We start from the raw sequence: 20,049 nt of genomic DNA on the forward strand, positions 1-20,049 counted from the left end.
CTGATCGTTCACGTCCGCCCCCGACTAAGTGGTGGTTATTGCGAACAGTATGCAACAACAATCATGTCGCGTGTTGATGTTGATGGGCTCGGGCGAGACCAGCCCGACCATGGTCGAGACCCATCGCTCCGCGATCAGGCCCCTGGGCGCGCGCCCCCGGGCCGTCCTGCTCGACACCCCGTACGCGTTCCAGGAGAACGCCGCCGACATCTCCGCCCGCGCTCGCGCGTACTTCGCCCGGAGCGTCGGCCTGGACGTCGAGGTCGGGGGCGAGGTCGCCACCGCGGACTGGGTGTTCTCCGGTCCCGGCAGCCCGACGTACGCGCTGGACCGCTGGCTCGACTCCGGGACCGCCGCCGAACTGCGCACCCGCGTGCGGAACCGCCACGGCGTGACCGTCCTCGCCTCCGCCGCCGCCTGTACGGCAGGCGTGGCGACCGTGCCCGTCTACGAGATCTACAAGGTCGGCGCCGAGCCGCACTGGCGGGAGGGCCTGGACCTGCTCAGCCCGCTCGGCCTCCAGGTCGTCGTCATCCCGCACTACGACAACGCCGAGGGCGGCACCCACGACACCCGCTTCTGCTACCTCGGTGAACGCCGCCTGTCGCGGATGGAACCCGAACTCCCCGACGGCACCGCCGTGCTCGGCATCGACGAGCACACCGCCGCCGTCATCGACCTCACCACCGACCAGGTCCGCGTCGCCGGCCGGGGCGCCGTCACCATCCGCCGCCACGGCGCCGACCTGCGCCTCCCCGCCGGCCTCACCCTCCCCCTCACCGAACTCCGCCACCTCACCAGCGGCGAAACCACCCTCCCCCAGGCGCCACCCGCTCCAGCCGAGCCGCCCACCCCCCAAACCACCCTGGCCGAACTCATCCAAACCCACGAAACCCGCTTCACCACCGCCCTGACCGCCAACGACCCCGCCTCCGCCTGCCGCGCCGTCCTCGACCTCGAATCCGACCTGGTCGCCTGGTCCGCCGACACCGAGGAGGACGAGGGCGGCGTCGCCCAGGCCCGCCAGACCCTCCGCCACCTCATCACCCGCCTCGCCGACCACGCCCAGGCCGCCCGCACCCTCACCACCCTCACCGACGCCCTCCTCCACCTCCGCACCGACCTCCGCCGCTCCGGCGACTACCCCCTCGCCGACGCCCTCCGCACCGCCCTCCACACCGCCGGCATCCACATCGACGACACCCCCACCGGCCCCCGCTGGTCCATCCCCAGAACCTGAGTCACCAGGTGCCGCCGAGGGGGTTGAGGGTGAAGATGCCGCCGGCGCGGTGGTGGAGGGGGTGGGTGAGGTCGGGGTCGCCTTCTTGGGATAGGAGGGTGGGGGCGTGGGTTTCTGAGTCGTCCTGGGGGGTGTAGCCGATGGCCAGGGCCTCGTCGAGGGACCACCAGCGGCGTTTGTTGGCGGAGACGCCCCAGACGATGTGGAAGCCGGGGGCGACGAGGGCGGCTTCGACGAGGCGGGCGCAGTCGGCGGGGGAGATCCAGGTGGCCAGGGAGCGGGTGTCGGCGGGGGCTTCCATGCAGGTGCCGAGGCGGATGACGGTGACGTTGAGGCCGTAGCGGTCGTGGTAGAGGCTGCCGAGGGCCTCCATGACGACTTTGCTGACGCCGTAGAAGGTGTCGGGGCGGGGGTAGGCGTAGTCCGGCAGGTCGGCGCCGTCCGGGGGGCGGGTGTGGTAGCCGGCGGCGTGGTGGCTGCCGGCCAGGACCACGTGCCGTACGCCGGCGAGGCGGGCGGTCTCCAGCAGGGTGTGGGTGCCGTCCATGTTGGCGCGCACGATGTCGGCCCACGGGCGTTCCCGGCTCTGGCCGCCGAGGTGGAGCACCGCGTCCACCCCGCGCATGGCCGCCGCCATCGCGTCCGGATCGTTGAGGTCGGCGACCACCGCGTCGGGTGAGTCGATGGGGACCCGGTCGGCCAGGCGGAGCTCACGGCCCTCGCGGGCGAGCAGGGGACGCAGCAGGGTCCCCACTTTTCCGGCGGCCCCGGTCATCAGGATGCGCATGTACCCATGTTGTACACGTCCCTGACAAAAATCCACATACATGAATCCATTCCAACCCATTGACGGAAATTTCCAGACTAGTTACGTTCACATGAACTCGCGTCACGCTCCCGAAACATGTCCATGTATGTGAACACGAGGTGGTCTGATGTCACGCCATCTGCTCGGAGCCGTGGTCGCCATGGCACTCGCGGCAGCGGTCACCGGATGCGGCTCCGACGAGCCCGCCGCCGCCGGCCCGCTGGAGATCTGGATCCGGCAGGCCCCGGACTCCGACGCCGCCAAAACCGCTACGAAGCTCGCCGGCGCGTTCACCACCGCCAGCGGCGTGCAAACCAAGGTCGTCGCCCTGCTGGACGACTTCGAGACCAAGCTGCAGCAGCAGGCGGCGCAGCGGAACCTGCCGGACATCGTCATCAACGACACCGCCCAGCTCGGCAACATGCGTACCCAGGGCTGGCTGCGCGAGGTCGACAAGGCCGCGCTGAAGGGCGGTGACCAGCTCGCCGACCGCGCCTGGCAGGCGGCCCAGGGCAGCGACGGCAAGTACTACGCGGCCCCGTTCTCGGCCCAGTCGTTCGCGCTGATCGTCCGGAAGGACTGGCGCGAGAAGCTCGGCCTGCAACCCCCGCAGAGCTGGGACGACCTGGCCGCGATGGCCAAGGCGTTCACCGAGGACGACCCGGACGGCAACGGCGCGGCCGACACCTACGGCTTCGTCGCCCCCGCGGGCACCAAACGCGGCTACGCCTCCTGGTACGCCTCCTCCATGATCTACGCCAACGGCGCCACCTTCCTCACCCCCAACGGCGCAGGCAAGTTCGCCCCCGCCGTGGCCGACCCCAAGTTCGTCGAGGCGGTCAAGTTCATGCAGGACCAGTTCTGTGTGGCCAAGACGGTCAACCCGGGCGCGGTCAGCAACGACACCACCGTCACCCACGAGGTGTTCGAGAAGGGCCAGGGCGGCATCTACCTGGTCGGTCCGTACGTGCTGGCCAGGTTCGAGCAGTCCATCGGGGCGGACAAGCTGGAGGTGCTCAAGGTGCCGAAGGGCCCGTCCGGCGGCCCCGGCACGCTCGGCGAGGGCGAGAACGTCTACCTGATGGCGGGCTCGGCCGACGAGGCGGGCCAGCAGAAGTTCGCCGAGTTCGCGGTCTCCGCGGAGGGCCAGCGCATCGGCATGAACAAGGACGCGCCCGGCGCGATCGTCCGGCTCCCGGTCAACACGACCGTGGACATGGGCGCGGAACGCCAGGCGCCCGGCTGGAAGGTCTTCCAGGAGGCGTACGCGGAGGCCGTCTACAGTTCGGCGGTGCCCAACTGGGCGCCCATCCGGCAGACCACCGCCGACGCCATCAACGCCGTCTGGGCCGACTGCTCGGCCGACGTCAAGACGGGCATGGACGCCCTGGCGACCAAGCTGACGGCGGAACTGCAGGCGCAGAAGGCGTCGTGACGCACTCCCGCAGAGGTACGGCAGTGGCGTGGCTGCTCCTGGCTCCCGCGCTGCTGCTGTTCCTGTACTTCAAGTTCATCCCGATGGCGCTGGGCCTGTGGAAGAGCTTCTTCAAGGTCCAGCCGTTCCTCGGGGACGAATGGGTGGGCCTGGACAACTACCGCACGATCATGACCGACGACGCGTTCGCGGCGGCGGTCGGGCACAGTCTGCTCCTCGCGGTGGGGACCACCGGCGGGTCGCTCGTCCTCGGGCTCGGCCTCGCGCTGCTGATCGAGGGGCCGGCGCGATACCTCTGGTTCGTCCGGGCGGCGGTCTTCCTGCCGGTGGTCACCACGATGGCGGCGGTCGCCGAGGTCTGGCGGATCATGTACCACCCGGCGGACACCGGCCTGCTCAACACGATCCTGGGCTGGATCGCCATCGACCCCCAGCCGTTCCTGGCCAGCGAGCACTCCTCCCTCTGGTCGATCATGGGCATGAACATCTGGCGCGGCGCGCCGTACGACATGATGATCTTCCTGGCCGGTCTGGTGGGCATCGACCGCACGCTGTACGAGGCCGCGGCCGTCGACGGCGCGAGCACCAGGCGCCGGCTGCTGCACATCACCCTGCCCGCCCTGCGCCCGGTCTTCTGGATCCTGTTCACGCTCGCGGCGATCCGCGGGCTGCGGGTGTTCGTCGAGGTGTACGTGCTGACCAACGGCGGCCCGAACGGCTCCTCGGAGGTCATCATGACCCTCGTCTACAAGCTGGGATTCCAGCGCAACGAGCTGGGCGTCGCGTCGGCGGGCGGCGTCGTGCTGTTCGCGGCCACGCTCGCCCTCACCCTGGTGGTCCAGCTGATGCGCCGCAGGCAGGCGAAGTGAAATCGGACACCGTGAGATTCGACACCGCGCTCGGCCTGGACGCCAAGAAGGGCCCGCTCGCCGCCGTAGCCAGGTTCGTCCTGTACGCGGCGATGATCCTGGTCTTCACCGGACCGCTCTTCGGCCTCCTGGTCAGCGCCTTCAGCACCACGCTCGACCCGACCGCCTTCACCCTCTGGCCGGACGAGCTCACCCTGGAGAACTTCGCGCAGGCGGGCGAGAAGAACGTCTACCTCTACCTGCTCAACTCGTTCGTGGTGGTCGGCTTCGGCCTGCTGCTGCAGATGGTGGTGAGCGTCTTCGCCGCGTACGCGCTGGCCCGCAAGAGGTTCCGGGGCATGACGTTCGTGCTGCTCATCATGCTGGCCACGATGATGCTGCCGGAGGAGATCATCGCCATCCCGCTCTCGCTGGTGCTGGCGGACCTGCCGCTCATCCACGCCAACCTGATCGACACGTACCTGGGGATGATCCTGCCGGTCGGCGCGTGGGGGTTCTCGATCCTGGTCATGACCGAGTTCATGAAGGAGGTCCCGGTCGAGCTGGAGGAGGCGGCCAGGATCGACGGGGCGGGGGAGCTGCGCACGTTCTTCACGATCATCCTGCCGCTCTGCCGGCCCGCGCTGGGCGTGATCGGCGTCTTCGGCTTCACCATGATCTGGGACCAGTACCTGCTGCCGCTCATCGTGGCCAACGAGCCCGGCCACTGGACGCTGCCCATCGCGCTGCGTTCGCTCCGGTCCGACGAGGAGGTCGGCATCGGGGTGCTGCTGGCGGCCTCGCTGCTGGCGCTGCTGCCCTCGGTGATCGCCTTCCTGGCCTTCCAGCGCCAGTTCATGCGCGGTCTGACCAGCGGCGCGATCAAAGGATAGGTGTCAATGCCTCTACGCCACCATGTGTCCATGTATATGGACGGCATCCGGTATTCTGGCCGTCAAATTGCACAACGACGGAAATGGGACAGCGATGGAGCCCCAGCTGGTCAAGTCCGCCGAACGTACGGTACGGATTCTCGAAGCCCTCGCCGCCTCCCCGCAGCGACTCACCCTCTCCGAACTCCAGCAGCTCACCGGCTTCCCGCGGAGCAGCCTGCACGCGCTGATGCGCACCCTCGCCGAGCTCAAATGGATCGAGGCCAGCGGCTCCGCGTACGGCATCGGCCCGCACGCGCTGCTGACCGGGACCGCCTACCTGGACAAGGACCTCGCCCTCCCGCTGGCCCACGAGACCCTGGAGGACCTGCGCGAGGAGATCGGCCACACCGTGCACTTCGCCCGGCGGGACGACGCGCACGTGCTCTACCTGGCCACCCGCGAGTCCCGGGAACTCCACCGGCTGATCCCCCGGGTCGGCCGCCGGCTGCCCGCCCACGTCACCGCCCTCGGCCAGGTCCTGCTCGCCCAGCTGACCGACGACGAGGTGCGCGCCCTGCTGCCCGCCCCGCTGGGCCGGCTCACCGGGCACACCATCACCGACCTGGGCCGCCTCACCGCCGAACTCGACCAGGTGCGCGCCCGCGGCTACGCGTACGAGCGGGAGCAGGGCACCCCGGGCGTGGCCTGCGTCGCGGTCGCGGTGGACTACCGCATCCCGGCGACCGACGCCATCAGCTGCTCGATGCCCGCCGGGCTGCCTCCCGGCGAGGTGGAGGAGATCGCCGCCGCGGTCCTCAAGCACACCCGCAACCTGGCCACCGCCCTGCGCCGGGAGGGCATCCGCTAGCGCCACATCGAATTGGGGGAAACCATGCGTCTTGACGGTGTTCTGTTCTTCCCGGTCACGCCGTTCGGGGCGGACGGCGGCCTCAACCGCCCGGTGCTCGGCGAGCACGTGGCGGCCGGGGTCGCGGCCGGGGCCGGAGGCGTGTTCGCCGCCTGCGGGACGGGCGAGTTCAACGCGCTGAGCCTGAGCGAGTACGCGGACGTGGTGACCACCACCGTCCGCGTCGTGGACGGGCGGGTGCCGGTGATCTCGGGGGCGGGCGGGTCGCTGCCGTTCGCGCGGGCCTGCGCGCTGGCGGCCGCGGAGGCCGGCGCCGACGGGCTGCTCCTCATGCCGCCCTACCTGGTCACCGCGCCCGCCGCCGGGCTGGTCCACTACGTCCGCCAGATCGCCGAGGTCACCGAGCTGCCGATCATCGTCTACCAGCGCGGCAGCGCCCGGTTCACCCCGGAGGCGGCCGTCGAGCTGACCACGATCCCGAACGTGGCGGGCTTCAAGGACGGCCTCGGCGACATCGACCTGCTCCAGCGCATCATCCTGCGCGTCCGGCAGTCGGCCGGCCGCGAGTTCACCTTCTTCAACGGCCTCCCCACCGCGGAGCTCACCGTCCCCGCCTACCGCGGCCTCGGCGTCCCCCTCTACTCCAGCGCCGTGTACGCCTTCGCCCCCGAGATCGCCCTGGCCTTCTACAAGGCCGTCACCAGCGGCGACGAGAACCTCACCCAGGATCTGCTGACCAACTTCTACCTGCCGCTCGTGGACCTGCGCGACCGGGTGCCCGGATACGCGGTCTCCCTGGTCAAGGCGGGGGCCCGGCTGCGCGGCCTGGACGTCGGCGGCGTCCGGGCGCCGCTCGTGGACGCCGCGCCCGAGCACGTCGCGGCACTCGGCAGGCTGCTCGAAGCGGGCCTGGACATCGCCTCATGACTGACGGGAGCCACGGTATGAAGATCCGAGAGATCACGGTCACCCCGGTCGCGTTCCGGGACCCGCCGCTGCTCAACGCGGCGGGCGTGCACGAACCCTGGGCCCTGCGCACGATCGTCGAGGTCGTCACCGACGAGGGGCTGACCGGGCTGGGGGAGACCTACGGCGACCTCGCCCATCTGGAGAAGGTCCGCGAGGCGGCCGACGCGCTGATCGGGTTCGACGTCTACGCGCAGAACCGGTTGCACGCCCGCGTCTCCGCCGTGGTGGGCGACGCCGTCAGCGACCTGCACGGATTGACCGGGGTCGCGACCAAGGAGAAGAGCATCGATCGGGTCTACTCCCCGTTCGAGGTCGCCTGCCTGGACATCCAGGGCAAAGCCATCGGCCGGCCGGTTTCCGACCTGCTCGGCGGAGCCGTCCGGGACGCCGTCCCGTACAGCGCGTACCTCTTCTACAAATGGTCCGGCCACCCGGGCGCTCCGGACGACCGCTTCGGGCCCGCGCTCGACCCCGAGGGCATCGTCGCCCAGGCCCGCCTCCTCATCGCCGAGTACGGCTTCCGCTCGATCAAACTCAAAGGCGGCGTGCTCCCGCCGGACGAGGAGGCCGACGCCATCTTCGCGCTCCGCGACGCGTTCCCCGATCTCCCGCTGCGCCTGGACCCCAACGCGGTCTGGTCGGTGGAGACCTCGATCCGGATCGCCCGCGCCCTGGACGGCACCCTCGAATACCTGGAGGACCCCACCGCCGGCATTCCCGGTATGGCGGCCGTCGCCGCCGAGGCGCCCATGCCGCTGGCCACGAACATGTGCGTGGTCACGTACGACCATCTGCCGCCCGCCATCGCGCAGGGGGCGATCGGGGTGCTGCTCTCCGACCACCACTACTGGGGTGGCCTGGCCCGGTCGGTGCAGCTGGCCCGCCTCTGCGAGACGTTCGGCATCGCGCTCTCGATGCACTCCAACTCCCACCTCGGCATCAGCCTGGCGGCCATGACCCATCTGGCCGCCGCCGTTCCCAACGTGGCCGCCGCCTGCGACACCCACACCCCCTGGCAGGACGGGCAGGACGTGATCGCCCCCGGCGCGCTCAGGTTCTCCGGCGGCGCCGTGGCCGTGCCGACCGCGCCCGGACTGGGGATCGAGCTCGACCGGGACGCGCTCGCCGTCATGCACGAGCAGTACCTGAAGTGCGGCCTGACCGCCCGCGACGACACCGGCTACATCCGCCGTTTCGACCCGTCGTTCCCCACCACGAGGCCGCGCTGGTGAACTTCGGCTACGTCTTCCCCTGGGACATCGTCGGCGACCCCGCCGCGCCCGAACGCCTGGCGGCGACCGGCGTGGACGCCATCGCCCTCGCCGTCTCCTACCACTCCACCCGCGCCGCCACCCCCTTCCACCCCGCCCACCGCGTCCTGGAGGTCTCCCACTCCGCCTTCTACCTGCCCGTACGGCGTTCCGCCTTCGGCGCCCTCGTCCCGCGGAACCTGTCGTGGACCGCACCCGACGCCTTCATCCAAGCCCGGGACGCGCTCCGGGCCGCCGGCCTTCCCGTGCACGCCTGGACGGTCCTCACGCACAACAGCCTGCTCGGCGACGCCCACCCCGGGCTGACCGTGCGCAACGCCTTCGGCGACATGTACCCGCACGCGCTCTGCCCGGCGCACGAGGACGTCGTGGAGTACTGCGCCCGCCTGGTCGCCGAGGTCGCCGAACTGGGCGAGCCCGACGGCATCATCCTGGAGGCGTGCGGTCCCATGGGCGTCACCCACCAGAGCGTCCACGACAAAACCCCCGCCGCCGACTGGGACCCCACCCAGGCCGCCCTCCTCTCGCTCTGCTTCTGCACCGCCTGCGTCCGGAAATATCCAGACACGCTCCGCGCCCGCGTCCGGGCTGCCGTCGACGCGCCCGCCCCCGATTCCTCGCTGGAAGGCGTGCTCGGGGAGCTGGCTGGTCCTGTCCGCGAAGCACGACTGAACCTGACCGCCACCCTGCTGCACAGCGTGACCGCCGCCACCAACCTGTCGATTCGGCTGCATGCCTCTGCGGACCCGTGGGCCACCGGTTCGTTTTCCCCGCTTACCGATTCAACGTCCGGCAGAGGGCTGGGCGGGGTCGTCGCCTTGTGCTGGGGGAGTGATGAGGAAGCCACGGCGAACGTGGCTCAGTTGGTGGAGCCGGGGCGGAGGCTCGGAGCGTACACGACGATTCTGCCGCCGAAGGCGGTTTGCCCGGAGTCGTTGGGGCGCACGTTCAGAGCGCTGGGGGAGGCCGGGGCGGACGAGCTGCACGTTTATCATCTTGGGCTGGCTTCGCCCGGGCGGCTGGCCGCGCTGGCCGGTGCGTTGAAGGGCTGATCAACCGGGGGGAGCGGCGGTTGAGCGGCGGGGGACCAGGGTGGGGGTGACGGAGAAGCGGACGGAGGCGGTGCGGCCTTCGACGCGTTCGAGGAGGAGGCGTCCGGCGGTGCGGCCCATGACGACGCCGTCCTGGTCCACGCTGGTCAGCGCGATGTGGTCGAGGGCCGCCATCCGGGTGTTGTCGTAACCGGCGACCGAGATGTCGCCGGGCACGGAGAGGCCGGCCTCGTGCACGGCGGCCAGCGCGCCGAACGCCGCCTGGTCGGCCCCGGCGAAGATCGCGGTCAGCCGGGGGGAGCGAGCCAGCAGCTCGCGTGTCCCGATATATCCGCCTTCCTCGGTCCAGGACGTCGTGGCGACGGCGATCTCGTCGCCCAGCCCGTGCTCGCGCATCACCCGCGTGTACGTCTCCTCCCGGATGGAGTACGGCAACGCCGCCCGCCGCCCGCGGCTCGCGTCCTTCTGCGAGATGTGCCCGATCCGCCGGTGCCCCAGCCCGATCAGATGCTCCACGACGAGCGACGCGCCGTACTCGTCGTCGTCGTCCACCGCGTCGTACGCCGTGGACTTCTCGTGCCGGCCGAGCACCACCGCCGGCATCGTCTCCGCCACCTTGTCCAGATCCGCCCGGGAGGTCAGCGGCGCGATCATCAGGATGCCGTCCACCTGGCGGTCCACCAGGGCCTCGATGGCGCGCACCTCCTCCTTCAGCCCGGCGCCGCCGGCCACGATGATGACCTGGTAGTCCGTCTCCGCGACCTGCGCGCTCAGCCCGTCCAGGATGTCGGCGAAGAACGGGTTGCGGATGTGCGGCAGCAGCACCCCGATCGTGAAGGTACGCCCGCGCATCGCCCTGGCCGCCGCGTGCGGCCGGTAGCCGAGTTCGTCGATGGCCGCCCTGACCCGGTCCCGCATCGCCGGACTCGCCCCGTACGCGTTGCGCAGGACCTTCGACACGGCGGTCGTGGACACCTGCGCGTGGCGCGCGACATCGGCGATCGTGACCCGGCGCCGCGTGACCATGCCCACCTCCGTGAACCGTCGAGATCCCCGAGTACCAGGTCGAGTGTAGGAGCCGCCCCTCCGGCCTGCGACAGCGATGGGTAACGTTACCCATTTCTTGCGGACCTGTTCCTCAGGCACAGCACCATACACGTGAATCACGGTTGGGAATCGTTACCCATTTTCAGTCTTGACGACCGCGCGAGGTTACGCCTACGTTAACTCGCGACGGGGGGCCTTAAAACGATTCAAACGACCCCGGAGGGCGTCATGAAGACCTTCCACGGCAGGCTCGGCGCGGCCCTGGCCGCACTCGCTCTCGCCACCACGGCCGCGTGCGGCGGCGACCCGGCCCCGGCCGCCGGCGAGCCGGTCACCCTGACCTTCCTCGTAGACAACAGCGAAACCACCCTGGCCACGGCCAAAGCCGTGGTGGACGCCTTCCAGCCCGCCAACCCCGACATCAAGATCGAGATCGAGACCCGCCCGCAGGGCACCGAGGGAGACAACGTCGTCAAGACCCGCCTCTCCACGGGCGACATGACCGACATGTTCTGGTACAACTCCGGCTCGCTCCTGCAAGCCCTCAACCCGGCCCAGTCCATGGCCGACCTCACCGGCGACCCCGCCCTGGCCAACGTCCAGGACTCCTACCTCTCCGTCGTCACCCAGGGCGGCAAGGCGTACGGCGTGCCCATCAGCACCGCGGGCGGCGGCGGCATCCTCTACAACCGCAAGGTCTACGCCGACCTCGGCCTCCAGCCGCCCAAGACCTGGGCCGAGTTCACCGCCAACAACGAGAAGGTGAAGGCCGCCGGGCTGACCCCCGTCATCTCCACCTTCAAGGACACCTGGACCTCCCAGCTGTTCGTCCTCGGCGACTTCTACAACGTGCACACCGCGCTCCCGAACTTCGCCGCCGACTACACCGCCAACAAGGCCAAGTACGCCGCCACCCCGGCCGCCATGACCGGCTTCCAGCGCCTGGCCGACGTGCACCAGAAGGGCTTCCTCAACAAGGGCTTCGGCTCGGCCACCCTGGACGAGGGCCTGCGCATGCTCGTCGAGGGCAAGGGCGCGCACTACCCGATGCTGTCCTTCCTGCTCCCGCCGCTGCTCAAGGACTACCCGCAGGTCGCCACCGACATCGGCTTCTTCGGCATCCCGGGCGACGACCCGGCCAGGAACGGCGCCACGATCTGGGAGCCCGCCGCCGTGTACGTCGCCAGGAGCACCGAGCACCTGGCCGCGGTCAAGAAGTTCCTCGCGTTCGTGGCGTCCCCGGCCGGCACCGACGCGCAGACGAAGGCGGTCGCGCCGGCCGGGCCGTACCGGGTGAAGGGGTCGAAGTTGCCCGAGGACGCCATCCAGGTCGCCAAGGACCTCCAGGCCTACATCGACCGGGACGCCACCGCGCCCGCGCTGGAGTTCCTGTCCCCGGTGAAGGGCCCGGCGCTGGAGCAGATCACGGTGGCCGTCGGCTCCGGGCTGACCCCGGCGGCCGAGGGCGCCGCGCAGTACGACCAGGACGTGGCGAAGCAGGCCAAGCAGCTGGGGCTCGCGGGGTGGTGACGAAGCAGGACACCCGGCCCCGCCCGAAGGCGGGGCCGGCCGAGCCCGACCGGCCCCAGCGGCGCAAAGCGGCGGCGGCCTACCCGTACGCGTTCTACCTGCCGGCCGGGATCGTCTATGTGGTGATCTTCCTCATTCCGACGGTCATGGCGTTCTACTTCTCGCTGACCCGGTGGACCCTCTTCGACAGCACCTTCGTCGGGCTGGAGAACTTCGCCGACTTCTTCGCCGAGCAGAACCTCAGCATCGGGTTCCGGAACACCCTCGTCTACGCCGTCCTGACCAGCGGCCTCAAGGTCGTGCTCGGCATGCTGCTGGGGGTGCTGCTCACGTCCAGGCTGCGGCTGCGCGGATTCCTCAGGTCCGTCGTCTTCTTCCCGGTCCTGGTGAGCACGGTCGCCGTCGGCATCACCTTCAGCGTGCTCCTCAAACCGGACACCGGGCTGGTGGACCGGGCGCTGGCGCTGGTCGGCGTCTCCGGCCACGACTGGCTCGGCGACGCCACCACCGCGCTGCTGTCGGTCGCGCTGGTGGACGTGTGGAAGGGCGTCGGCCTGGCCACCGTCATCTACATCGCCGGCATCCTGTCCATCCCGCCGGACTACTACCAGGCCGTCGAGGTGGACGGCGGCACCGCCTGGCACCGCTTCCGCCACGTCACCCTGCCGCTGAGCCGGCCCGCCACCTACTCGGTGATCATCCTGTCCTTCATCGGCGGCCTGCGCTCCTTCGACCTCATCTGGACGATGACCCGCGGCGGCCCCGGCTTCACCAGCGACGTCATCGCGTCGATCATCTACAAGCAGTACCAGGCCGGCTTCTACGGCCTGTCCACCGCGGGCAACGTGATGCTCTTCCTCGTGGTGAGCGCCATCGTCATCCCGCTCTCCTGGTTCCTCGGCCGCAGGGAGATCGCGTGAGAACCTTCCGCCGCGTCACCGCCGAGGTCGTCGCGCTGGTCGTCGCCGGCGTCGTCTTCCTCATCCCGTTCTCGTTCATGCTGCTCACCGCCGTGAAGGACAGCGTCCAGGCCGCCGAACTGGACTTCTCCTGGCCGACCAGCTGGCCGATCGTCGCCAACATCGCCGAGGTGGTGTCGGCGCGCGACTACGTGCTGCTGCGGGCGTACCTGAACACGACCGTCCTGACCGTCGGCTCGGTCGCGATCACGGTGGTGTTCGCGGCGATGGCGGCGTTCGTCCTGCAGCGCAGGGCCGGGCGGATCGGCGCTTTGGCCAACTTCCTGGTGCTGTCCGGGCTGATCATCCCGCCGGCCATCGTGCCGACCATCTGGCTGCTCCAGGCGCTCGGCCTGTTCAAGACCATGCCGGGGCTCATCCTGGTCGAGGTCGCGTTCGGCCTGTCGTTCGCGGTGCTGCTGTTCCGGGCCTTCATCGCGGGCATCCCCCGGGAGCTCGACGAGGCCGCCATGATCGACGGCTGCACCGGGCTGTCGCTGTTCTTCCGGGTGATCTTCCCGTTGCTGCGGCCGGTCACCATCACCGTGATCCTCACCATGTCGGTGACCGTCTTCAACGACTTCGTCAACCCGCTCTACTTCCTGCCCGGCGACGAGAACGCCACCGTGCAGGTCACCCTCTACAACTTCCAGAGCCAGTACAGCACCGAGTGGAACCTGCTGTTCATGGACATCGTGCTGATCACGATTCCGCCGCTGCTGGCCTTCGTCTTCTTCAACCGCAAGATCGTCGCCGGGATGACCGCCGGCGCCGTCAAGGGCTGACCAGAGGAGCCCCGTGATCACCTTTCTCACCGTCGAACCTCCGTCCTTCGAGCACCACCGCACCACGCTGGGCATCGGCGAGGCCGCGCCGCGGCTGTCGTGGCGGGTCGGCACCGATCTGTCCGGGTGGCTCCAGCGCGCGTACGAGATCGAGCTCACCGACGGGACGGCGACCGGTGTCGTCGAGTCCGGCGAGTCGGTGCTCGTGCCGTGGCCGGGGGCGCCGCTCGGTTCCCGGGAGCGGCGGGGGGCGCGGGTCCGGGTGTACGGGCAGGACGGGTCCATCAGCGCGTGGAGTCCCTGGGCGTACGCGGAGGCGGGGCTGCTGGATCCGGCGGAGTGGACCGCGCGGGCCGCCGCGCCGCCGCTCGCCCTGCTCGGTCCTCCCGACGGGCCCGCTCTGCTGCTGCGCCGGGCCTTCACCGCGCGTGCGGCGGTGGCGTCCGCGCGGCTGTACGTGACCGCGCACGGCGTACACGAAATGGAGATCAACGGCGAGGTGGTGGGCGACGAGGTGCTCGCCCCCGGCTGGACGAGCTACTCCCACCGCCTGCGCTACCGGACCCACGACGTCACCGGCCTGATCCGCGCCGGGCGCAACGTCATCGGCGCCACCCTCGCCGACGGCTGGCACCGCGGCCGCCTCGGCTTCCACGGCGGCAGGACCGGCCTGTACGGCAACCGCACCGCCCTCATCGCCCAACTCGAGATCACCTACACCGACGGCGCCACCCACACGATCGCCACCGACGGCCGCTGGCGCTGCGCCCCCGGACCGATCACCGCCACCAGCCTGTACGACGGCGAGAAGCACGACGCCCGGCTGCTCCCCGCGGGCTGGTCCGCGCCCGGCTTCGACGACGACGCCTGGTTCCCGGTGGACCTGCTCGACCACGACCCGGCGCTGCTGGTCGCCCCCACCGGACCGCCGGTCCGCCGGGTGGAGACGCTCCGCCCGGCCGTGGTCCTCACCGGCCCGGCCGGCGAGCGCATCCTGGACTTCGGGCAGAACATCTCCGGCCGTCTCCGCATCCGCGTCCAGGGCCCGGCCGGCCACATGGTCACCCTCCGCCACGCCGAGGTCCTGGAGGACGGCGCGCTCAGCCTGCGCCCGCTCCGCCACGCCGCCGCCTGCGACCGCTACACGCTGCGCGGCGAGGGCGTCGAGGAGTGGGAGCCGCGCTTCACCGTGCACGGCTTCCGCTACGCGGAGATCATCGGCTGGCCGGGCGAATTCGACCCGGCCGACGTGGAGGCCGTCGTCTGCCACACCGACATGCGCCGCACCGGCCGCTTCGCCGGCTCCGCCCCGCTGCTCGACCGCCTGCACGAGAACGTGGTCTGGAGCATGCGCGGCAACTTCGTGGACCTGCCCACCGACTGCCCGCAACGCGACGAACGCCTCGGCTGGACCGGCGACCTCCAGGTCTTCGCCCCGGCCGCGTCCTTCCTGTACGACTGCGCGGGCGCCCTCACCTCCTGGCTCGCCGACCTCGCCGCGGAACAGTCCGCGCTCGGCACCGTCCCGCCGTACGTGCCGTGGATCCAGCTGAGCTTCGCCGCCGCTCCCGCCGCGGCCTGGGGCGACGCGGCGGTGATCGTCCCCTGGGTGCTGTACGAGCGTTTCGGCGACCTCGGCATCCTGCGCGCGCAGTATCCGAGCATGCAGGCGTGGGTGGACCAGATCGCCTCGATCGCGGGGGAGAGCCGCCTCTGGGACACAGGATTCCAGTTCGGCGACTGGCTCGACCCGGCCGCGCCGGCCGACGACCCCGGCCGGTCCCGCACCGACCACACGCTCGTGGCCACCGCGTACCACGCGTGGACCGCGCAGATCCTCGCGGACACCGCCGCCCTGCTGGGCCATGACGACGACGCCGCCGGGTACGGGGCCCTCGCCGCCGCCGTCCGGGAGGCGTTCCGGGCCGAGTTCGTCACCCCCGCCGGGCGGCTCGCCGGCGACACCCAGACCGCGTACGCGCTGGCGCTGCGCTTCAACCTGCTGGACAAACCCGAGCAGCGCGAACGCGCCGGCCGCCGGCTGGTCGAACTCGTCGAACTGGACGGCCACCGCATCGGCACCGGCTTCGTCGGCACGCCGCTGATCTGCGACGCCCTCGTCTCCGCCGGCGCGTACGGCACCGCCTACCGCCTGCTCACCCAGCGGGAATGCCCCTCCTGGCTCTACCCGGTCACCATGGGCGCGACCACCGTCTGGGAACGCTGGGACAGCCTGCTGCCCGACGGCAGCGTCAACCCCGGCGAGATGACCTCCTTCAACCACTACGCCCTGGGCGCGGTCGCCGACTTCCTCCACCGCGTCGTCGCCGGGCTCGCGCCCGCCGCCCCCGGCTACCGCCGCCTGCGCGTCGCCCCCCGGCCCGGCGGCGGCCTGACCCACGCCTCCGCGGACCTCGACACGCCGTACGGGCCGGCCTCGGTCGCCTGGAATCTCACCGGCGGCGTCCTGACCGTCACCGCCACCGTGCCCCCCAACACGACCGCGGAAATCGACCTTCCGGGCTCCCCACCTGCCGAAGCAGGCTCCGGCACCCACACGTTCGTCGCCAGAATCCCCGGGGAGGCCACCTGGAGTTAGGCAACTCGTCACCGGCGCTCCCTAGCGTGCCCGGCATGAGAAGAACATTGATCATGCTGGGAGTGGCCGGGCTCACGGTCGCGCTGGCCATGCCCGCGCAGGCCGAGCCCGGCAGGCACGACGGGTACGGCCGCGCGACCCTGACCGGGTTCGCCTCCCTCCCGGCCCAGACGTACGTCCCCGGGAGCGAGCCGTCCGGCTCCCTGCTCGGCACCACCCCGACGAACGGCATCACCCCGCCGTTCCCGGGCCAGCCGGTGCAGGGCTTCAGCGGCATCGTCAGCCGCGGCGACGGCACCTTCGACGTGCTCTCCGACAACGGGTACGGCCAGAAGGCCAACAGCTCCGACTTCCTCCTCCGGGTGCACCACATCAAGCCGTCGTTCAAGGACGGCAAGGTCAAGGTGCTCGGCGGCGTCAACCTGACCGACCCGCACGGCAAGGTGCCGTTCCCGCTGACCCGCCAGGACCGCAAGCTCACCGGCGCCGACTTCGACGTGGAGTCGATCCTGCGCACGGGCGACGGCACGTACTGGATCGGCGACGAGTTCGGCCCGTGGCTGCTGCACTTCTCGGCGAGTGGCAAGCTGCTGGAGGCGCCGATCGCGCTGCCGGGCGTGCGGGCTCCGGAGAACCCGTACCTGAACGGCGGCACGCCGAACCTGGGTTCGAGCAAGGGTTTCGAAGGCATGGCCCGGTCGGTGGACGGGCGCACGCTCTACCCCCTGCTTGAGGGCACGGTCGCCGGCGACCCGGCGGGCACGCTGCGCATCAACGAGTTCGACCTGCGCCGTCGCGCGTACACGGGCAAGCGCTGGACCTACCAGCTGGACGCGCCCTCGAACGCCATCGGCGACTTCATCGCCATCGACAAGCGCCGCTTCCTGGTGATCGAGCGCGACAACAACCAGGGCGACGCGGCCGCCTTCAAGAAGATCTTCGAGGTGACCATGGACCGCGACACCACCCGCAAGACCCTCGTCGCGGACCTGCTCGACCTGGCCAACCCCAAGCACATCGGCGGCTTCGGCGACACCTTCCGCTTCCCGTTCCAGACCATCGAGGACGTCGTCATCCTCGACGACCGCACCCTCGGCGTCCTGGACGACAACAACTACCCGTTCTCCAACGGCCGCACCCCGGGCGTGGCCGACAACAACGAGTTCATCACCATCCGCCTGACCCGCGACCTCCACGCGGACAAGCGCGTCTACTCCTGACCCCAGACGGTGACCGGGCGACGCCCGGTCACCGCTCTGTTCACGCTCCTTGTTCGCCCGCGACCTGGATGATCGTCTTGCCGGGTGTACGGCGGTGGCGGGCGAACGCGGCGGCCGTCTCGGAAAGCGGTCGTACGGCGCCCACGATGGGCTTGAGCCGTCCGGTCCGGAGCCGCCGGGCGAGGGCGGCCAGCTGGGCGCGGTCGGGTTCGACGACGAAGAAGACCGCCCGACCGTCCTCGGGCTGCACGGTCGGCGGCATGGCGATGCTGACGAGGGTGCCGCCAGGGCGTACCAGTTCGGTCGATCGCGCGAGGACGTCGCCGCCGATGACGTCGAACACCACGTCCACCTCACCGGCGTGCCGCAGATCGTCGGCGTCCAGGTCGAGGAAGGTCTGCGCGCCGAGGCCGAGCGCGACCTCACGGTCCTCGGCCCGGCCGGTGCCGATCACGACGGCACCAACCTCTCGCGCGAGCTGCACGGCGATCGAGCCGACGCCGCCCGCGGCACCGTGAACGAGGACGGTCTGGCCGGTCGTCAGGCGGGCGTGGTCGAACAGTCCCTGCCATGCGGTCAGTCCGGAAATGGGCAGCGCGGCGGCCACGGCGTGGTCGATGTCGGCCGCGAGGGGGGCGAGGTTGCGCGCCTCCACCGCGGTGTACTCGGCCAGGGATCCGTTGCGGGCCCAGTCCGTCAGTCCGAACACCCGCTGGCCCACGGTGAGGCCGGTGGTTCCGTAGCCGAGTTCGACCACGACGCCGGACAGTTCGTGCCCGGGGATGCTGGGCGTCCGGTCACGGCCGGCGCGATCAGTCCACGTTCCCGGCCAGTCCAGCTCTCCGGGGGTGAAGCCCGCGGCGTGCACGCGTACGATGACGTCGTTCTCCGCGGCGTGGGGATAGGGCATGTCGGTCAGGGTGAGACCACCGACACCCGCGTCACGATCCCGCACGGTAATCGCTCGCATGCTAGAAATCCTTTCAGTCGCCTTCGCTGGTACGGGCTGGCCACGAGAGCCGCCATGATCAGCACGCTACACAGACGACCAGGGCATTCTTTGCCGGTAAGGGCTCGCATCGCTCTCGTTGTGAGGTCCGGTCAGCTCGGCCAGGGTGAGCCGACGATGCGCCCGACCGTCGTCGTACGCCGGAAGCCGGGGATGGCACAACCCGAGCAGCCCCGCCGCATCGGTAATCACCCATGTGGATAGGTTTGCGCCAAGGTGAGAGCAGAGACTCGAGAAAAAGCACAAGTCATCACCGGCATGCCAGCCCGTAATTCGGCACCGCACACACCGTCCTGCATAAGGGAGTCGAGCGCGCGAGGCCCTGTTCCCGGGCGAAGATCCACCGTCGCGCATCCGCATCCGCAGCGCCCGGTGACGACTGCCGAAGGGACCTGAGCCCGAAGTTCATTCGCGCCCGGGAAGTTCTGCACGAGGAGCGCCAGAATGACCGCCTGCTCCTCGGCTGTCAGATGGCGTTCGCGGGGCGACTTGAACTCTCGATCTGCTTGATCGCTCAGGGCGCGCGCTCCCGCTTTCAGCGCTTCGGCTCCAGCCGGGGCTGAACAAAAGAAAAGGGAGGTGGAGACGGGATTTGAACCCGTGTAGACGGCTTTGCAGGCCGTTGCCTCGCCTCTCGGCCACTCCACCGGGGAAGGTTCCGAGCGGAAGACGGGATTCGAACCCGCGACCCTCACCTTGGCAAGGTGATGCTCTACCACTGAGCCACTTCCGCGACCGCCTTGCGGCGACCCCCGGATTCTAGCGGGTTTCCACGCCTGCTAGCTAATCGTGGGCGCGCGTGGCGAGATTCCGGAACGCGCGGTCGGCGCCGCGCTCGATCGCGGGGAGCATCAGGAAGATCTCGAGGATGCGGGTGAGGCGGTGGACTTCGATGCGGTGGAAGTCCGGGCCCTCCGCGCGGGCCAGGACGAGGGAGAGCGCCAGCGGGGGGAGTGGCGCGGTGATCAGGTGGACGCCCGACTCCAGGGTGGAGGCCGTGGGCCTGGCCGGGGTCTCGTCCGGGTACGGGATGACGTCGGGCGCGCGCCAGCTGGAGTAGACGGTCTCCCGGGGGATGCGGTCGGTCCCGGCGGCGGCCCAGTCGGCGCTGAAGAGGACCGGCATGGAGTCGATGAGGGTGGCCAGGGCGCGTTCGCCCGCCGTGGTCAGGAACTTGAGGATCTCGAGTTCGGGGTAGGTGCCGGGGGCCTCCCGGGTGGACCAGACGCCTTCGACCTTGATGTCGTCGATCCGCTCCAGGGCGCTGGTCAGATACTCCCGCGGCGCCGCGTCCGGCCAGTAGACGGTGAAGTCGTCGACGGCCCGGCCGTCGCCGCGTTCGAGCACGATGACCTGGGTGATGTCCGCGCCGGCCGAGCCGAGCGCGCTGGTCACCTGGCCCAGCGAACCCGGACGATCCGGGACGGCGATGCGCAGCCGCAGCAACATGACGACCTCCCCGACCACTCCAGATTCCCAGGTTATCGGCCCAAACACGATCTTGTAACCCGAGGACACGCTCAAAGCCGGGACA

17 protein-coding genes and 2 tRNA genes are annotated in these 20,049 nt (G+C 70.3%); 13 read left to right on the top strand and 6 right to left on the bottom strand.

Features of this window, described 5'->3' with window-relative positions; genetic code table 11:
- Positions 1–70: 70 nt before the first annotated feature.
- Positions 71–1,240, top strand: coding sequence for a type 1 glutamine amidotransferase family protein (locus tag Aph01nite_RS23910; protein WP_204043205.1), 1,170 nt, complete (start codon positions 71–73; stop codon positions 1,238–1,240).
- A gap of 1 nt (position 1,241) precedes the next feature.
- On the opposite strand, the gene Aph01nite_RS23915 is transcribed toward Aph01nite_RS23910, so the two are convergent.
- Positions 1,242–2,027: an NAD-dependent epimerase/dehydratase family protein gene (locus tag Aph01nite_RS23915; protein ID WP_239161916.1), complete on the bottom strand. Its 786-nt coding sequence runs from the start codon at positions 2,025–2,027 to the stop codon at positions 1,242–1,244.
- Between the two features lie 148 nt (positions 2,028–2,175).
- Between Aph01nite_RS23915 and Aph01nite_RS23920 the strand changes: the two genes are divergently transcribed.
- From Aph01nite_RS23920 to Aph01nite_RS23950, 7 genes are all read left to right on the top strand, one after another.
- Positions 2,176–3,483: a sugar ABC transporter substrate-binding protein gene (locus Aph01nite_RS23920; protein WP_204043206.1), complete on the top strand. Its 1,308-nt coding sequence runs from the start codon at positions 2,176–2,178 to the stop codon at positions 3,481–3,483.
- Positions 3,484–3,506: 23 nt separating this feature from the next.
- On the top strand, positions 3,507–4,352 hold the full coding sequence (locus Aph01nite_RS23925; protein ID WP_239161917.1) for a carbohydrate ABC transporter permease: 846 nt from the start codon (positions 3,507–3,509) through the stop codon (positions 4,350–4,352).
- Positions 4,353–4,363: 11 nt separating this feature from the next.
- Positions 4,364–5,224: a carbohydrate ABC transporter permease gene (locus Aph01nite_RS23930; RefSeq protein ID WP_204043207.1), complete on the top strand. Its 861-nt coding sequence runs from the start codon at positions 4,364–4,366 to the stop codon at positions 5,222–5,224.
- Positions 5,225–5,318: 94 nt separating this feature from the next.
- Positions 5,319–6,074 (top strand): IclR family transcriptional regulator, encoded by a 756-nt coding sequence (locus tag Aph01nite_RS23935; RefSeq protein WP_204043208.1) that lies wholly within the window; start codon positions 5,319–5,321, stop codon positions 6,072–6,074.
- A gap of 24 nt (positions 6,075–6,098) precedes the next feature.
- Entirely contained in the window at positions 6,099–7,001 is a 903-nt protein-coding gene (locus tag Aph01nite_RS23940) for a 5-dehydro-4-deoxyglucarate dehydratase (protein WP_204043209.1), read from the top strand.
- Positions 7,002–7,018: 17 nt separating this feature from the next.
- The gene (locus tag Aph01nite_RS23945; RefSeq protein WP_204043210.1) at positions 7,019–8,275 is read left to right on the top strand and encodes a glucarate dehydratase family protein; all 1,257 of its coding nucleotides are present in this window, start codon (positions 7,019–7,021) and stop codon (positions 8,273–8,275) included.
- Positions 8,272–9,366 (top strand): hypothetical protein, encoded by a 1,095-nt coding sequence (locus Aph01nite_RS23950; protein ID WP_204043211.1) that lies wholly within the window; start codon positions 8,272–8,274, stop codon positions 9,364–9,366. Before Aph01nite_RS23945 ends, Aph01nite_RS23950 begins: the two co-directional genes overlap by 4 nt.
- Here Aph01nite_RS23950 and Aph01nite_RS23955 read toward each other — a convergent pair whose 3' ends face one another.
- Positions 9,367–10,392 carry a LacI family DNA-binding transcriptional regulator gene (locus tag Aph01nite_RS23955; protein ID WP_204043212.1) on the bottom strand — a complete coding sequence of 342 codons (1,026 nt, stop codon included), beginning with the start codon at positions 10,390–10,392 and terminating at the stop codon, positions 9,367–9,369.
- A gap of 249 nt (positions 10,393–10,641) precedes the next feature.
- Here Aph01nite_RS23955 and Aph01nite_RS23960 point away from each other — a divergent pair, with 249 nt between their 5' ends.
- Genes Aph01nite_RS23960 through Aph01nite_RS23980 form a run of 5 tightly spaced genes read left to right on the top strand, consistent with a single transcriptional unit; the run spans position 10,642 to position 17,506 of the window.
- Entirely contained in the window at positions 10,642–11,943 is a 1,302-nt protein-coding gene (locus Aph01nite_RS23960; RefSeq protein WP_204043213.1) for an ABC transporter substrate-binding protein, read from the top strand.
- The gene (locus tag Aph01nite_RS23965; RefSeq protein ID WP_204043214.1) at positions 11,940–12,863 is read left to right on the top strand and encodes a carbohydrate ABC transporter permease; all 924 of its coding nucleotides are present in this window, start codon (positions 11,940–11,942) and stop codon (positions 12,861–12,863) included. The genes Aph01nite_RS23960 and Aph01nite_RS23965 overlap by 4 nt, the downstream gene beginning before the upstream one ends.
- On the top strand, positions 12,860–13,687 hold the full coding sequence (locus Aph01nite_RS23970; RefSeq protein WP_204043215.1) for a carbohydrate ABC transporter permease: 828 nt from the start codon (positions 12,860–12,862) through the stop codon (positions 13,685–13,687). The genes Aph01nite_RS23965 and Aph01nite_RS23970 overlap by 4 nt, the downstream gene beginning before the upstream one ends.
- A gap of 13 nt (positions 13,688–13,700) precedes the next feature.
- On the top strand, positions 13,701–16,286 hold the full coding sequence (locus tag Aph01nite_RS23975) for a glycoside hydrolase family 78 protein (RefSeq protein WP_204043216.1): 2,586 nt from the start codon (positions 13,701–13,703) through the stop codon (positions 16,284–16,286).
- Between the two features lie 35 nt (positions 16,287–16,321).
- Entirely contained in the window at positions 16,322–17,506 is a 1,185-nt protein-coding gene (locus Aph01nite_RS23980) for an esterase-like activity of phytase family protein (RefSeq protein WP_204043217.1), read from the top strand.
- 40 nt (positions 17,507–17,546) lie between these two features.
- Here the strand turns inward: Aph01nite_RS23980 and Aph01nite_RS23985 are convergent, their stop codons facing one another.
- From Aph01nite_RS23985 to Aph01nite_RS24000, 4 genes are all read right to left on the bottom strand, one after another.
- Positions 17,547–18,476 (bottom strand): NADP-dependent oxidoreductase, encoded by a 930-nt coding sequence (locus Aph01nite_RS23985; protein WP_204043218.1) that lies wholly within the window; start codon positions 18,474–18,476, stop codon positions 17,547–17,549.
- Positions 18,477–19,092: 616 nt separating this feature from the next.
- A tRNA-Cys gene (locus Aph01nite_RS23990) sits at positions 19,093–19,163 on the bottom strand.
- Between the two features lie 13 nt (positions 19,164–19,176).
- Positions 19,177–19,248: transfer RNA gene (locus Aph01nite_RS23995), tRNA-Gly, on the bottom strand.
- Positions 19,249–19,298: 50 nt separating this feature from the next.
- Positions 19,299–19,964: an ACT domain-containing protein gene (locus Aph01nite_RS24000; RefSeq protein ID WP_204043219.1), complete on the bottom strand. Its 666-nt coding sequence runs from the start codon at positions 19,962–19,964 to the stop codon at positions 19,299–19,301.
- Between the last annotated feature and the right edge of the window lie 85 nt (positions 19,965–20,049).

Origin of the sequence: Acrocarpospora phusangensis (assembly GCF_016862995.1) — a bacterium.
Classification (GTDB): domain Bacteria; phylum Actinomycetota; class Actinomycetes; order Streptosporangiales; family Streptosporangiaceae; genus Acrocarpospora; species Acrocarpospora phusangensis.